At 45.7% G+C, this 14,098-nt stretch carries 13 protein-coding genes; 10 read left to right on the top strand and 3 right to left on the bottom strand.

The window, feature by feature from the left end:
• Positions 1–12 precede the first annotated feature (12 nt).
• The 10 genes from EPL05_RS20510 to EPL05_RS24100 all read left to right on the top strand — a co-directional run bounded on the left by EPL05_RS20510 (position 13) and on the right by EPL05_RS24100 (position 10,098).
• Positions 13–603 (top strand): thymidine kinase, encoded by a 591-nt coding sequence (locus EPL05_RS20510; RefSeq protein ID WP_128535870.1) that lies wholly within the window; start codon positions 13–15, stop codon positions 601–603.
• Between the two features lie 267 nt (positions 604–870).
• On the top strand, positions 871–1,161 hold the full coding sequence (locus EPL05_RS20515) for a putative quinol monooxygenase (RefSeq protein ID WP_128535871.1): 291 nt from the start codon (positions 871–873) through the stop codon (positions 1,159–1,161).
• 104 nt (positions 1,162–1,265) lie between these two features.
• Positions 1,266–1,631, top strand: coding sequence for a response regulator transcription factor (locus EPL05_RS20520; RefSeq protein ID WP_128535872.1), 366 nt, complete (start codon positions 1,266–1,268; stop codon positions 1,629–1,631).
• Between the two features lie 380 nt (positions 1,632–2,011).
• On the top strand, positions 2,012–3,430 hold the full coding sequence (locus EPL05_RS20525; RefSeq protein ID WP_128535873.1) for an alkaline phosphatase family protein: 1,419 nt from the start codon (positions 2,012–2,014) through the stop codon (positions 3,428–3,430).
• 31 nt (positions 3,431–3,461) lie between these two features.
• Positions 3,462–4,535 (top strand): lysylphosphatidylglycerol synthase transmembrane domain-containing protein, encoded by a 1,074-nt coding sequence (locus tag EPL05_RS20530; protein WP_128535874.1) that lies wholly within the window; start codon positions 3,462–3,464, stop codon positions 4,533–4,535.
• A 91-nt stretch (positions 4,536–4,626) separates the two neighbouring features.
• Positions 4,627–5,316: a porin family protein gene (locus EPL05_RS20535; RefSeq protein WP_128535875.1), complete on the top strand. Its 690-nt coding sequence runs from the start codon at positions 4,627–4,629 to the stop codon at positions 5,314–5,316.
• A gap of 190 nt (positions 5,317–5,506) precedes the next feature.
• Positions 5,507–6,559 (top strand): hypothetical protein, encoded by a 1,053-nt coding sequence (locus EPL05_RS20540; protein ID WP_128535876.1) that lies wholly within the window; start codon positions 5,507–5,509, stop codon positions 6,557–6,559.
• Between the two features lie 77 nt (positions 6,560–6,636).
• Complete coding sequence (locus EPL05_RS20545; RefSeq protein WP_128535877.1) at positions 6,637–7,005, top strand: hypothetical protein; 369 nt, start codon at positions 6,637–6,639, stop codon at positions 7,003–7,005.
• 327 nt (positions 7,006–7,332) lie between these two features.
• Positions 7,333–7,980: a hypothetical protein gene (locus EPL05_RS20550; RefSeq protein WP_128535878.1), complete on the top strand. Its 648-nt coding sequence runs from the start codon at positions 7,333–7,335 to the stop codon at positions 7,978–7,980.
• Positions 7,981–8,322: 342 nt separating this feature from the next.
• Positions 8,323–10,098, top strand: a complete 1,776-nt coding sequence (locus EPL05_RS24100; RefSeq protein WP_166727770.1) for an ATP-binding protein — start codon at positions 8,323–8,325, stop codon at positions 10,096–10,098.
• Positions 10,099–10,300: 202 nt separating this feature from the next.
• On the opposite strand, the gene EPL05_RS20560 is transcribed toward EPL05_RS24100, so the two are convergent.
• The 3 genes from EPL05_RS20560 to EPL05_RS20570 form a co-directional block, all read right to left on the bottom strand.
• A complete protein-coding gene (locus EPL05_RS20560; protein ID WP_128536082.1) occupies positions 10,301–12,037 on the bottom strand; it encodes a phospho-sugar mutase in 1,737 nt (578 codons plus the stop codon).
• A gap of 209 nt (positions 12,038–12,246) precedes the next feature.
• Complete coding sequence (locus EPL05_RS20565; RefSeq protein ID WP_128535879.1) at positions 12,247–13,365, bottom strand: hypothetical protein; 1,119 nt, start codon at positions 13,363–13,365, stop codon at positions 12,247–12,249.
• 142 nt (positions 13,366–13,507) lie between these two features.
• Positions 13,508–14,095 (bottom strand): nucleotidyltransferase family protein, encoded by a 588-nt coding sequence (locus EPL05_RS20570; protein ID WP_128535880.1) that lies wholly within the window; start codon positions 14,093–14,095, stop codon positions 13,508–13,510.
• Between the last annotated feature and the right edge of the window lie 3 nt (positions 14,096–14,098).

The following is a 14,098-nucleotide window of genomic DNA, read 5'->3' on the forward strand; positions in this document are numbered from 1 at the left end:
AAGTTTTGAGGTTTGTACACAGAGGAAGTTTTTAGAAGGCGTAACGAGGTAGGCGGGAGTATAGAAGTGATCTGCGGATCGATGTTTTCGGGCAAGACCGAAGAACTGATCAGGCGGGTTAACCGGGCTCGCATTGCCAAGGTACATGTGGAGATATTTAGCCCCGTGGCCGATACCCGATACGATAAAAGCGCCCTGGTATCTCATAACCTAAATTCTATTCCTTCCAAAGCGGTAGATAAAGCAGCGGCTATTTTGCCCCTTGCCCCGCATATACAAGTTGTTGGTATTGATGAGGCCCAGTTTTTTGACGACGATCTGCCACGCATAGTGAGCAGCCTGGCCAACAGCGGCGTCAGGGTAATTATTGCCGGCCTTGATATGGATTTTAAAGGCCGCCCCTTTGGCACCATGCCCGAACTGATGGCGATGGCCGAATCGGTAACTAAATTACACGCCGTGTGCGTAAAATGCGGCAGCCCGGCGCTAAACTCTTACCGCCTGGTGCCCGACGAAAGCCAGATCCTCCTTGGCGAAAAAGAAAGTTACGAACCCCGCTGCCGTAACTGCTTCAATCTGGACGGAACGTCCGGTTTGCAATAAGGAAGTTTGCTGTTTAATTGTTCCTGTTGCTCACAAAAAGTTTACAAAAGTTAACATAATTTCGAATGTTAACTTTTTAAATATTTGATAGTCAATATGTTAATATTTTTAAGGGTTTACACAAATTTAGGTGTGCAATTGATTGTGAGTTATAGCGCCCATGGCTTTCAAACTGTAAAGGCTAAACAGCACTTGGTATAAATAATATTACAATCCGTTTATAAACAAACAGCCCCGCCCGCAGGTTTAAATCTACAAAACACGGTTATGAGCATTAGTTTGTTGGCCTGCCTGCATTGTAAAAAAGATGCGGAGGTGGCTTTTGATACGGAATTAAAAAAATTGATGAATGCATCGGTAAAGGAAGAGGGCTGCCTGGCCTACGAACTGTATCAGTATAAAGATGAGCCCACCCGCTACGTAATTGAAGAGGAGTGGAAGGATGAGGATGCTTTATCGCGCCACATGGAAACCCCTCATTATAAATATTTTGTGCATATATCGCCAGCACTGCTGAAAAAGCCTGCCGAAGTGAAGATATTGACCAGATTGATATAGTGTTTTTTTGCTTTTCGTAATAAACAAATTATCTGCTTTAATGTTAATCTTAAACAGATCGTCAAGTTAAGTTTTGTATCGATACCACAACCTGTAGGAATATTATGGCTAAGAAAGTTTTAGTTATTGAGGATGATAAAGATATAAGGGATGCAGTTACGCTTGCCCTGGAGGATGAAGGCTATGAGGTAATATCATCCGACAATGCTAAAATATTGAAACAACTTGCAGATATTGCCCCCAATATTATCCTTTTGGATAACTGGCTTACCGATTGGAGCAGCGATGCCAACGGGCAGCAGTTAAGCAAAGGCTTAAAAACCAACCCCGCAACCAGCCATATCCCGGTGATCATCGTGTCGGCGGTTAGCAACATTAAAGAAATTGCCGAAGCAGGCTTGGCCGATGGGTACTTAAAAAAACCCTTCGATCTGGCCGAATTAGCGGCAATTGTGAAGAAACACGCTTAAGCTCCCCGGCCACTTGAATGGCGAGTAGATGTTAATAACAAAATAACAATCAATTAAAAGCCCGAATTGTGTAGACCATTTGGGCTCCTTATATTACTTTGAATTTTAAGTTTATTTCTGCTGCTGAATTGGGATCGCCTTTAGAATGGCGATTTAAATTTTTATTCTTAATCCGTATTAAAGGTAATTCGATTGTCTGGTTAGTGTCGGTCTGGGTCCGTTTTTTCATAAATTTATCTAAAATTTAACAAATGCAATGGTGATTTATCAGTTACAAACCCAAACTTTGTTTCACACTAAGCAAATTAATTTAACTTTGCGGAATTGACCGAAAACGACATTTGGTCAATTTTTGAATGCTGCTAACATAACTGATACTGATGCAAAGCAAAAAGCGAGTGCTGTTTTATTTAGTGGACGGCGCCCATAGCGAGGTACTGCCCGAATTGATAGAACAGGGCCTTTTACCCAATATAAAACGTATTATAGACGAAGGTACTTACCGCAAGGCTACTACCTGTTTCCCTTCTACCACCGGCCCGGCGTATTTGCCGTTTTTAACCGGCCACTTCCCCGGCACGCAGGATATTACCGGGATCCGCTGGTTTGATAAAAAGGAATTTAAACGCACCCGCTGGAACAAGAACGCTATGCGCAGCTACTGCGGCCCCGAAGCAGCCTGGTTTAATACCGATATGCACCCCGATAAGCCAACGCTGTTTGAGCTGATGGGCGAATCGTACAATATGTACAACATGATCACCCGCAACGTACCCGATGAATACGATCTGGGTAAAAAGGGCAAGGGCTGGTTGTACACCAAAGCACATTTTAAACAGATCCACCACCCGGTAGACCTGCAGGGGCATGACCGTATTATGGATATGCTGAACGCCGGTAAGGATTTCGATTTTCTGTTCGCGGTGTTCCCAAGTGTGGATTGGGATTCGCACTACCACCATATTCGCGATGAGCGCACCATTGAAGCTTATAAAATTGTAGACCGTAGCCTGGGCACTGTACGCGCCAAACTGGAGCATAAAGGCTGGTGGGACGATACCCTGTTTGTAATGACATCCGACCATGGGCTTACCCCAACCACCAAGCACCTCGACCTGGGCGACTGGATGACCAACAACGGCTTAAAATCTGTTTACTACCCGGTTATCTGGAAGCAAAACCCAAAATCGGCGGTGATGATATCGGGTAACTCCTTCGGCAGTATTCACTTGCTGGATCATGAGGGCGACCATGTGCTTCGCGAAGCAGAGATCGTAAAGATCATGGGGCAGGAACGCCTGGAGAAACTGATCAAAGAAGACGCAGTAGATTTTGCCATTTACCGTGGCGAAGAGGAGCAAACCTTCATCATTCACAATCGTGAGGGTAAGGCCAAAATTGCGGTGAAAGATGATGTTTTCGCCTACGAACCATTAACAGCTGATGTGCTTAAGTACGGTGGCAAAATTGAGGCCACCGGTCACCGCGCTATATTGGACGCCACTTTTGAAACAGACTACCCGGATGCTATCTTCCAGATCTACCAACTTTTCCAAAGCCGCAGGGCAGGGGATATTGTGATAAGCGCCTCGGTTGGTTACGATCTGCGCGATTTTTGGGAATACCCCGAGCACCTGGGCTCGCATGGGTCGCTGCATCGCCAGCACATTCACGTGCCTTTAATATACAACCAAAAAGGCTGGAACACCCGCCCGGCGCGTACCGCCGACCTGTTCGACAGCATCCTGAAATGGAAAGGCATCGTGCCTGAAAAATCGGAAGGCGAGCCATTATTTTAATATATTAGCCAAGTAAATTTCGCATCTATAAATGACTGAACAGGAAGCCATTAAAGCAGACAAGCAAGAAGTAAATAAAGTATTCAATAAAAGCGTTATTATCAAAGGCGCTCTTTGGTTCGCGTTGATCACGGTTATTACCATAGCCGGTATATTTTTTTACAACAATACCGGCGATACAGTAAAGGCGCTTCAGCATATTTCTTATAAATACGTGGCCATTTGCTTTTTAATGCTTTTTGTAGATCTGATGCTGGGCAGCTGGCGAAACCATATCTACATCCGCAAGCTGGCACCCGGCGTATCGCATTGGGTGAGCTTTAGGGCAAACGTGGCCAATATGTTTATGGGCGCGGTTACCCCTGCACATGGCGGCGCGGGTCCGGCTCAAATTTTTGTGTACACCAGCAACGGCGTAACATTTATTGATGCTTTTGCTGTGAGCCTTATCAATATGGGTGCTACGCTGATTTTTATGCCATTGGCAGGCTTTGTAGCTATTATGCTGATGGATACCAGCGCTATCAGTAGTGTTATCCCTGCCATGCTTAAGTATGGGTTTAGCTTTTTCCTGTTATTTTTATTGGCTTTTTTGCTGGCATTTTGGAAACCGTTATGGGTTGGTGCCATCATCAAAAAAATTGCCGGCGGCCTGGCGATTATCTTCCCAAAAAGGAAGGATAAGTTAGCCAACTGGGCGCAAAACTCTTTTACCAGTATCAGCAAATACCAGCAAACTTGTAGTGTTATTATCAGGCAGCACCCGTTTTTGTTCCCGCTGAGTTTGGTGATCACCACGCTGCTTTACCTGAATAAGTACTGCCTGCAATACGTTATTTTGCTTGGCCTTGGGCTTAGCGCCAGCCTGGTACAGGTGATCAGCATACAGGTGCTTATTCAGTTCATGATCTATTTTGCACCGAGCCCGGGCGGCAGCGGCTTTGCCGAACTGGCGGTTTCGGTATTGTTCCGCAAGATAGTACCCAATGGCATGATCCCTATTTTTACTTTGCTGCAGCGCTCATTCCTGTTGTTTTTCCCTGCGCTGGTTGGGGCCTATGTGGTCATCAGCTTGCTGCGAAAGCAAACCTTGAAGAAAGGGTAGAACTGCATTAAATGTGGCGAAGATTTGGAAGTGATTTTCACTGTAACATACGCCCGTTAAACTGCGTAAGGTATATACAAACCACGCTATAATGAAACTTAAACCTTTACTTTTCGCATGCTTTTTATTGGCAGGCTTATCAACCTTTGCACAGGAGAAACCTATTACTTTTGGCTTTAAAGCCGGAATTGGTGTTACAAGTTTTTCGCGCCCAAGAAATGAAGATATTATTATCGCGAATGATGACAAAGCTATTTCCGGTTTTACCGGCGGTGCCTATGCCAGTTTTACTATTGGGCGTATCTCGCTTCAACCGGGTGTGAATTATGTTACCAAAGGTGCCAAAACTACCGAAGACACCTTTGGGGGCGATATCGTATTCCGCACTTATGGTAAGCTACGGTTATCTTATTTGCAGGTTCCAATAAATGTTATTTACAATCTTCCCGTAAAAGGGGGCAGTTTCTTTTTAGGCGGCGGTCCCTATATAGCAAAGGGGCTAAAGGCGAGCTTCACCCCTGCCTCCCTTGACAACGGACCTGATAATAACGGCGATTTTGATCCTATATCCTATGAGTTTGGCGACAAAAGTTTCCGCAGTTTTAAAAGTTTCGATTACGGTGCCAACTTATTGGCTGGCTTTAGGATAAGCAACGGCTTACAGTTTAACTTCGGGTACGAATTGGGTCTTTCCAATATCCAACCCAACAACCCGTATTATTACTATAGCAGCACCAAAACCCGCAGCCTTATTTTTTCTCTCGGTTATCAGATCCCGTAGTTTGGATGTCGAATTTTTCTGTTCCGCAGAAATTTCTAATAAAGGAGGTTTTATTAAATATCGATTTTTTGGCACACCTATGGTACACCCCTCCCTATGGGAAACTTTTCAAACATCCTTGCCATTGTTTTCAAGTGTTCTCCAGCACGTATAATTTTGCTAATGAGCGCAAAAGCTGTAGCTTTAAGGTATGATGAAGAAAATACTCCTGCTGTTGTTTCCGGTTATTTGCCTGTTTTTGCTGTCGCTCGCAAAAAGCGACTCCAATACTATCGCCACAGGTAAACAGCCGCAAATTGCTGTCGACAACAAAAATACCGTTAGGGTTGCCTATGGCGAGGCCGATGATATATTTTGCGTTATATCAACAAACGGCGGGGTGAGTTTTTCTAAGCCATTATTGGTAGCGCATGTGAAGGATATGCATTTGGGTATGGCCCGCGGGCCGCAAATTGCAAGCTCGGCCAGTTGTACGGTTATTACGGCGATGGATAAGGCTGGGGCGATACATTGGTTCAGGCTTAACCATGCTACCGGGAACTGGGCAACCTTGGGCACCGTTAATGATCTAAGGGGTTCGGCACCCGAGGGGCTGATGAGCATCGCCGCCGATAAGGCTGATAACTTTTACGCCGTTTGGCTGGATACCCGCACTGGTGGCAACAACCAGGTTTACTTCGCGTCGTTAAAGCCAGGTGCTTCGGCTTGGGGGAAAAACATTATAGCCTACCGCAGCCCCGATGGGCATGTTTGCGAATGCTGCAAACCCAACATAGCGGTTAAGGGTGGCGAGGTTGCTATCATGTTTCGTAACTGGCTAATGGGATCGCGCGATCTGTATGTAGCCAGGTCGGTAAACGGCGGTAAAACCTTTGGCGCAGCCGAAAAATTAGGCCTGAGTACCTGGAAATTGAACGCCTGTACCATGGATGGTGGCGGCATCCTGTTGGGCGATAAGGACGCTGTTTATACCACCTGGCAACGCAAAGGCGATGTATACTTCGCCCGGCCCGGCCAGCCCGAAATCTTTATAGCCAAAGGGCGCAACTGTGATATTGCCGGCACGGGCGATAACGTTGCTGTAACCTATCAGAGTAATGATACCGTGAGGGTGGTATCTCTCAAAAATAAAAAAACAACCAGCATAGATAAGGGGGCGTTCCTGCAGTCAAGCGTGCTGGCCAACAATAAAACGCTTTGCGTTTGGGAACAAGCTGGGGTGGTTAAGTTCAGGCTGTTATAAACTTAGGCTAAATAATATTTAGTATTGCCTTGTCAACAGTATCAATGTATTAATGTACATCTTCGTACGTCAGGCCCATGTATGCTAACCCAATTTTATACTTAAAACTATTAGGCATAACCGTCCTCTCTGTTTTTGTATGCATTTTTATTGCCGTGAGTATAACGGGCAGTCGCGAAAGCGGCATGGCTTATGGTATATACGCAGGCATTATTACCGGTAATCTGATTACCACCATGCTCGGCAAACGCCCCTGGCTTTTTGTAATTATTCAACTGTTTCTTTACTGTATTATTTTAGGCGGCCTGCTCTACGCTTTGCTATATTCCTCTTTCATGCCGTTAGCGGATGGCCTTAGCGTGGTAGTTATTGTGCTGTCGATGATAATCGCTTTGGAAGGCGCTAATTACCTTGCCGGTAGGCTAAGCACAAGGCGCTTAGGGTAGATTTTAGCGCCAAAACCAGTGGCGGCGAATTTTTGGACGAAGAATACCGCCGCAAACCCGGCCAATGGAAAATGTACTACCGCGCGGCAAACCGGTGATCATCGCCGCCCGCGAGGAAGTAGCCGCCTGGTTAAAGGAATTGGAGAAATAAACGTTTATTTGTCAACTACAAAAGCCAGCGGTTAATAGCCGGTGGTTTTTGTGTTTTGTAAATGGGTAACTTCGTACCTCGCCAGGAAGGACCGGCCCTGCGGAGTTAAAAAAAATCATTTTCCGGTGTTTGTTAGTTTTGTAAGAGTATATTTAAGCCCATAAACACTAAACCTTATGCGCAAAACTATTCTACTTTTCCTTTGCTGCTGCACGTTATCTGCAAAAGCACAAAAAGTATTTAACAGCGGTTATTTTTATGATAACGACGGCAAAAAGGTCCGCGGGCTTATCACCTTTGTACCATCGGACGATAAATTTTATTACAAAACAGTAAAGACCGCCGATGCGGAAAAGATCAAGATAGAAGACATCAAAGCCCTGGTATTGATACGCCTGAATGAGAATGACAGCCTAACAGTACTCACGCAGGACGGTAAGGACAATAAAAAATACTTTGGCAAGGTCATCGCCGTTACCCCTACAACTCACCTGTATTACAAATTCAAATCCACCTCCAGCGGCGGAATGGTGATAAGCCAAAGCCCGTCCTATAATTCGATGGGCAACGGTGGTTCACACATCACAAATAATTATAGCTGGCAAATGTCTCCGTATTACTCCTCCTCAAAAGCGATACCGATGTACCAGGACGGTAATACAACTTACGAGTTAACTAAAGGAAATTATATTGAAGTGCTGAGCAAAGCATTTGCCGACGTGCCCGACTTAGTGAAACAGCTGCAAAACGAAGAATTTAAGTTTAAAGAACTGGATAAAATCCTGGCAGAATATCGCTGGAGGACAAAATACCAGGGAAATTAGTACTAAACATCATCAGAATATATATATGTCGCTGTGAGGTGCTTTCTAATGCGAAATTTTCTATCGCTGGGCCTTTTCAAAGAGACACCTGTACGGTGGGATCCCGTTCCTGCAGGGGCTCTCGACAGAGAGCCCTGCGCTTTAGGGCGGTAATGAATTACCATTGATGGACCCGCCATCCGGGAATGTGCTAAATCCTCAGGGTCCTTTTCAAATAGATTCAGAGCGGGCTGTTTTTTTATTTTTAATTAAATTATACTCCAAAAATCGATATCAAATTGCTTTGGCAAATAATAATATTATATTTATTGCTGTTTTCCGCTCCCTACTAATACAATTTAAATGATTGAGAACACCTTTGGGATGAACATCATTCCAGATAATGACATAGAACGCTTAAGTGCGCTAAAACGATACCGCATTATGGATACTCCGTCCGAAGCGTCGTTTGATAATATTGCAAAGCTGTGTACTCAAATTTTCAATGTTCCTATTTCTTTGGTGTCCCTGGTAGATGCAGAACGTGTTTTTTTTAAGGCCAATGTCGGCATGGGTAATGCTAAAGAAGCCAATCGCGGCAAAAGCCTTTGCGCGCTTGCCGTATTAAGCGACGATGTTACCGTTTTTGAAGACGCGCTAAAAGAGCCCTGCCTTATGGCCAACCCAAACGTGGCCGGCGATTTTGGGTTGCGGTTTTATGCAGGCGCCCCGCTTATTACTTACGATGGTTTCCTGATAGGCACCTTATGTATCATCGACAAAAAAGCAAGATCTTTTTCAGAAAAAGAGAAGACTATTTTAGCAGGCATGGCTACCGCCATTATGGACCAGGTTGAACTACGCCTATCGGCGCTGGATGAAATAGACAAACACCTTGGCTTATCCAAACAGGCCGACGAGCAGCGCGAGGAAATTTATGCTATGAACGAAGAGTTGACGGCAACAAACGAAGAACTGCGGGAATCGCAGGAGGAGCTGATAGCGTCCGCAAATAGCCTGGCAAACGTAAATGAAGAGCTGGCGGCATCTAATGAAGAGTTGGTAGTTTCGCAAATCGAATTGCAGAATTCTATAGAAGAGATAGAAGCCTCAGCAGAAACACTACGTATGATAACCGATAATATGCCACAACTGGCCTGGATGGCTGATGGCACGGGCTCTATTTATTGGTATAGCCAACGCTGGTTTGATTATACCGGCACCACGCTAAGCGACATGGTTGGCTGGGGTTGGCAAAAAGTACATCACCCCGACCATGTACAGCGGGTAACTGAAAAGGTAAGTTACCATTTTAACAACGGCATTGTTTGGGAGGATATCTTCCCGCTTAAAGGTTCCGATGGCGAATACCGCTGGTTTTTGTCGCGCGCTATCCCATCAAAAAATGAAAAGGGGGAGGTGATTAGATGGTTTGGCACGAACACCGATATTACCGACCAACGCAAGCTGGAACAGCAAAAGGATGATTTTTTAAGCATTGCCAGCCACGAGTTAAAAACGCCCATAACCAGCTTAAAGGCCTCGTTGCAGTTGTTGGATAAAATAAAAGATAAAGAATATTCGTCCATGCACATCAGGCTCATAGAGCAGTCTAACCGAAGCATGGAGAAAATGAGTGTGCTGGTTGATGAGCTTTTAAATATTCATCGCCTTACCGATGGGCACCTGCATCTTAACAAAACCACTTTCACCATTGCCGAAATGCTGGACCTTTGCTGCAACCACGTACGGGTTGCCGGCAAGCACGAGTTGGTTTTTAGCGGCGATAAGGACCTGCAGATCCACGCCGACGAACACAGGGTAGACCAGGTGGTGGTAAACTTTGTGAACAACGCCGTAAAATACGCGCCCGATTCTAAAGAGATCTATCTCATTGTAGAAAAGTTGGATGGGTTCGCAAAGGTGTCTGTTAAAGATACCGGCCCCGGCATTGCCCCCGAAAAACTACCCTATATATTCGACCGCTATTACCGTGCCGACCATTCTGGTCAGGCGTACAACGGTCTGGGCCTTGGGTTATATATTTCTGCCGAGATCATCAAAAAACACGATGGCCAAATAGGTGTGGAAAGCGAATTAGGCAAAGGAAGCACCTTTTGGTTTACCCTGCCGAGGTAACAAAAGGACTAATAAAGCGTCATTGCAAGGCACGAAGCAATCTCTGAAATTTGCAGTTGTAAACTTTTCTCTCGGGAGATTGCTTCGTGCCTAGCAATGACGGAGGGAGAAAGAAAGTATGCTCCCGCCAACCAGCATACGGTTACAACAAAAAAGCCATCGGTTTTATAACCGATGGCTTTCAATATTTAATAGCCAAGGTTTAAACCCCCAGATCCTTCATTATTGTATTGATCTTATCATCCAAAACTTTGTCGGTTTCGGCGTAGGCTTCTTTGCTGGCCAGTTTGCCGTTTACGCTGCAATAGAATTTGATCTTCGGCTCGGTACCTGATGGGCGTGCCGAGATGATGCTGCCATCCTCGGTGATGAATTGCAGCACATCTGAGGTTGGTAATTCTATCGGTTTGCTGGTGCCGCTTGCCAAATCGGTTTCTATGCTTTTTCCGTAATCTTTTAGCGTGATCACCTTTGAGCCACCCAGTTCGGCAGGTGGGTTATTGCGGAATTTATCCATCATTGCCACAATTTCTTCCGCACCGGTTTTGCCTTTTTTGGTAAGCGAGATCAGTTTTTCTTTGTAGAAACCGTACTGCACGTAGGTATCCAGCAGAGCCTCAAAAAGGCTGCTCCCTTTATCTTTGTAGTAGGCCGTCATCTCGGCAATAAAGGCGCTGGAAACAACAGCATCCTTATCGCGCACAAAATCGCCGATGAGGTAACCGTAGCTTTCTTCGCCACCGCCGATGAAGGTTTGCTGCCCCTCAAATTTGGTCATCAGTTCGCCTATGTACTTAAAGCCGGTAAGCGTGTTGTAGCAGGTTACGTTTTTGGCTTCGGCTATTTTATCTAAAAGGTAAGTGGTAACAATGGTTTTTACAATGTATTCCTTGCCGGTAAGCTTGCCTTTTTCTTCCCATGCGGTAAGCAGGTAGTTAATAAGCATGGTACCGGTTTGGTTACCGTTCAGCAATACAAATTCGCCTTCGGTGTTTTTTACGGCGATACCTACGCGGTCAGCATCCGGGTCGGTAGCCAGTACCAGGTCGGCATCGGTATCCTGTGCTTTTTTGAGGGCAAGGGTAAGCGCCTCTTTTTCTTCGGGGTTAGGGTAAACCACGGTTGGGAAGTTGCCATCCGGCGTGGATTGCTCGTCAACCAAAATTACATTCTCAAAACCGAAACGCTCCAAAGCCTGCGGCACCAGGGTGATACCCGTACCGTGGATTGGCGAGTAAACGATCTTCAGGTCCTTCTGGCGTTTAATGGCGTCAGGAGAAACCGAAAGGGTGGTGATGTTATCTAAATAAAGTGCATCCACCTCTTCGCCAATTTCTTCTATATTGGCATCTACGCGGGTGAATTTCACCTCGTCGATACTTTTGATAGCTGCAACCTCGTCCATTACAGCATCATCGTGCGGGGCAACAAACTGGCCACCGTCGTCGCCGTAGGCTTTGTAGCCGTTATACTCTTTCGGATTGTGCGATGCGGTAAGCATTACCCCGCTTTTGCAACCAAAATGGCGCACCGCGAAGGAAAGCTCGGGCGTAGGGCGCAGGGCTTTAAAGTAGTAAACGTGGATATCGTTGGCAGAGAAAACATTAGCAGTGATGGCGGAGAACAGGTCGGCATTGTTTCGGCTATCATGCGCAATGGCCACTTTTATTTTTTCGCCGGGGTAGTTTTTTTTAAGGTAGTTGGCAAGGCCTTGTGTTGCCGAACCGATGGTGTATTTATTGATGCGGTTGCTGCCGGGGCCCATAATGCCGCGCAAGCCGCCCGTACCAAACTCAAGGTCGCGGTAAAACGAATCGGTAAGTTCTGTGTACGCTTTATCGTCTATCATTTTCTGAATTTGTGCCTTCACATCAGCATCATAATTTCCTTCGAGCCAAGAGTTTGCTTTTTTAAGGATGGTAGGGTCTAATTCCTGCATAGTAGTATGGTGTATTTCGGTTAATAGGATTCTTACATCCAAATATGATAATAAAAATGTATTTTAAGTATGGTGAGGTATATTCTATCACAGAATATTAACCCCGGCTTAATAGAATAAGAAAAACGGGTTTTTGTTTAGGGGGGAGGGCGATTTTTGAAGGCGGCAATGGTCGCCCGGCTATTTTGAAGCGGACAGGGGGAGACTTTTTATTGTTTGATCACCGTATCATTAATAAACACATCGTCCAGGTCGGGTTTGTTACCGTTGGTTATTTTGCCTTGCAGCATGCTTTGCCCGGTGATGCCTGGGTTATTGCCATGCCCCAGCGGCCATTTACCGGTGGTTTCGTTAATGCTGAGGTCGGCAAAAAGGGCGGCATTCAAGCTAAAATCGGTACAGTTGTTTTTGCTGAGATGGTATTTCAGGCCATCGTAATTTTTGGTGAGCGCCAGTATTTTCTCGAACCTGCGTTTAGAAATGAATTTACCAGCTACCTCGTCCCATTTATGCTCAGCATCATCCCTAAAGGTGGAGTTTGATGAAGGGAATAGCGGCGTGCCGGCGAAAGGGTGGTTTTTATCCGGGTAGAAACCAAAGGAAAGCGATACGTAGGTAGAATCGCGGTTGTATTTGATGAGAGTAATAAAAGTATGCCCCGAGTTAGTGAATTTGTAAACCCTTGGCTTGCCGCCTACCGGCTGTTTTACGTGTATGAGCATGGCATAAGCCACCGCTTTTTTGCCATCCTTAAAAGTTTCAACAATATGCTGATAGGTTATTTTCGGGCTCCGAGGTTCTTTATCGTTTAGGGGCAGCTGCAGGGCTGGCTGGTGGTTTAGCACGGTGTCGTCCTTGTCGTTAAAGTTGAGGTAGCGCTCGTCGAGGTTGGCTACATCCGCGCTCAGCGAGTCGGGCGGAAGGGCTGTTGTGCTGGCAAGTGTATCGGCCTCGTCGGGTTGATCGGCTTTATTGTATTGCAGTGTTTTAAAAAAGCATTTCATGGCCAGCGAATACATCTTTAAGCGTGCAAAAGTACTGGCGAGGTTATAAAGCAGTTTTTTGTTGGAGCGGTTAGCTTCGAGGTCGGTACTGATGTTCATCTCCCGCAGGTGTTTCATCAGCGCGTTGCGGTCGGATGGTTTGCGGATGGATACTTGTAGTTTCTGCTCCAGCGCGGGGTCTTTCAATACACTCTTTGCAGTGAGCGAGCTGTTGACAATAAAGCCGGGGTTTTCTTTCAGGTATCTGCCCGTGGTATCAACGGCAGATCCATCATGTAATACAGCCGATAGCACCTGCGCTTCTGAGCTTAAATTAAAACTCAAAAAAGTTACAGCAAGAATTAAAGTTTTTACGAAAAACGAAAAACGACGGGTGCCCATACGCATTGTGAAATAGCTTGATGAAGATAGGCAAATAGCTGCGGATTTTAGTACGCTTTTAACAGTAAATTAACATATTATGCCGTTAATTTACACTTTGGCGACCAATAAGGCCTTCATAATCTTCCATGGTGTCAATATCTATCCCTCCGTTCTCAAACGGTATCGGGGCGATATGCCCCGGGTGATTTTGCAGGATCTTTCTGGCTCCTTCCCGCCCCTGTAGCAAAAGCAATTCGGGATATAGCGACTTGGCAAACAATACAGGCACACCAACTGCCCCCTTATATGCGCAGGCGATGATGGGTTGGCCGGTGTCTTTTTGTTTTTTCGCCATGGCAGTAAGGAGTTCCGCATCAACAAAAGGCTGATCGCAAAGCATCATGATGGTGCTATCTACTCTCTGTTCTATCATTTCACTTACAGCTAAACGGATAGAAGAAGCCATGCCTTCGGGCCAACCGGGGTTTTGCAGAATAGTGATTTTTTTATTGGGCTGGATGATTATCTGATCCACGTTAGCCCCCAGCACAATTATAATAGGGCGGCAGTCCGAATCGAGCGCCACATCAATGGCCCGCTGTAGCAGCGTTTTGCCCCGGAAAATAAGGTTTTGCTTTGGTTGCCCCAACCTTTCAGATTTACCCGCAGCTAATACGATAATGCCTGCCATTAA

The organism is Mucilaginibacter gilvus (genome assembly GCF_004054195.1).
In the GTDB taxonomy this organism is placed as follows: domain Bacteria; phylum Bacteroidota; class Bacteroidia; order Sphingobacteriales; family Sphingobacteriaceae; genus Mucilaginibacter; species Mucilaginibacter gilvus.

Excerpts from the sequence above, each read along its gene's own strand:
- EPL05_RS20535 (WP_128535875.1), top strand. The coding sequence starts at position 4,627 with ATGAAACTTAAACCTTTACTTTTCGCATGCTTTTTATTGGCAGGCTTA.
- EPL05_RS20525 (WP_128535873.1), top strand. The coding sequence starts at position 2,012 with ATGCAAAGCAAAAAGCGAGTGCTGTTTTATTTAGTGGACGGCGCCCAT.
- EPL05_RS20570 (WP_128535880.1), bottom strand. The coding sequence starts at position 14,095 with ATGGCAGGCATTATCGTATTAGCTGCGGGTAAATCTGAAAGGTTGGGG.
- EPL05_RS20540 (WP_128535876.1), top strand. The coding sequence starts at position 5,507 with ATGATGAAGAAAATACTCCTGCTGTTGTTTCCGGTTATTTGCCTGTTT.
- EPL05_RS20515 (WP_128535871.1), top strand. The coding sequence starts at position 871 with ATGAGCATTAGTTTGTTGGCCTGCCTGCATTGTAAAAAAGATGCGGAG.
- EPL05_RS20560 (WP_128536082.1), bottom strand. The coding sequence starts at position 12,037 with ATGCAGGAATTAGACCCTACCATCCTTAAAAAAGCAAACTCTTGGCTC.
- EPL05_RS24100 (WP_166727770.1), top strand. The coding sequence starts at position 8,323 with ATGATTGAGAACACCTTTGGGATGAACATCATTCCAGATAATGACATA.
- EPL05_RS20520 (WP_128535872.1), top strand. The coding sequence starts at position 1,266 with ATGGCTAAGAAAGTTTTAGTTATTGAGGATGATAAAGATATAAGGGAT.
- EPL05_RS20545 (WP_128535877.1), top strand. The coding sequence starts at position 6,637 with ATGTATGCTAACCCAATTTTATACTTAAAACTATTAGGCATAACCGTC.
- EPL05_RS20550 (WP_128535878.1), top strand. The coding sequence starts at position 7,333 with ATGCGCAAAACTATTCTACTTTTCCTTTGCTGCTGCACGTTATCTGCA.
- EPL05_RS20530 (WP_128535874.1), top strand. The coding sequence starts at position 3,462 with ATGACTGAACAGGAAGCCATTAAAGCAGACAAGCAAGAAGTAAATAAA.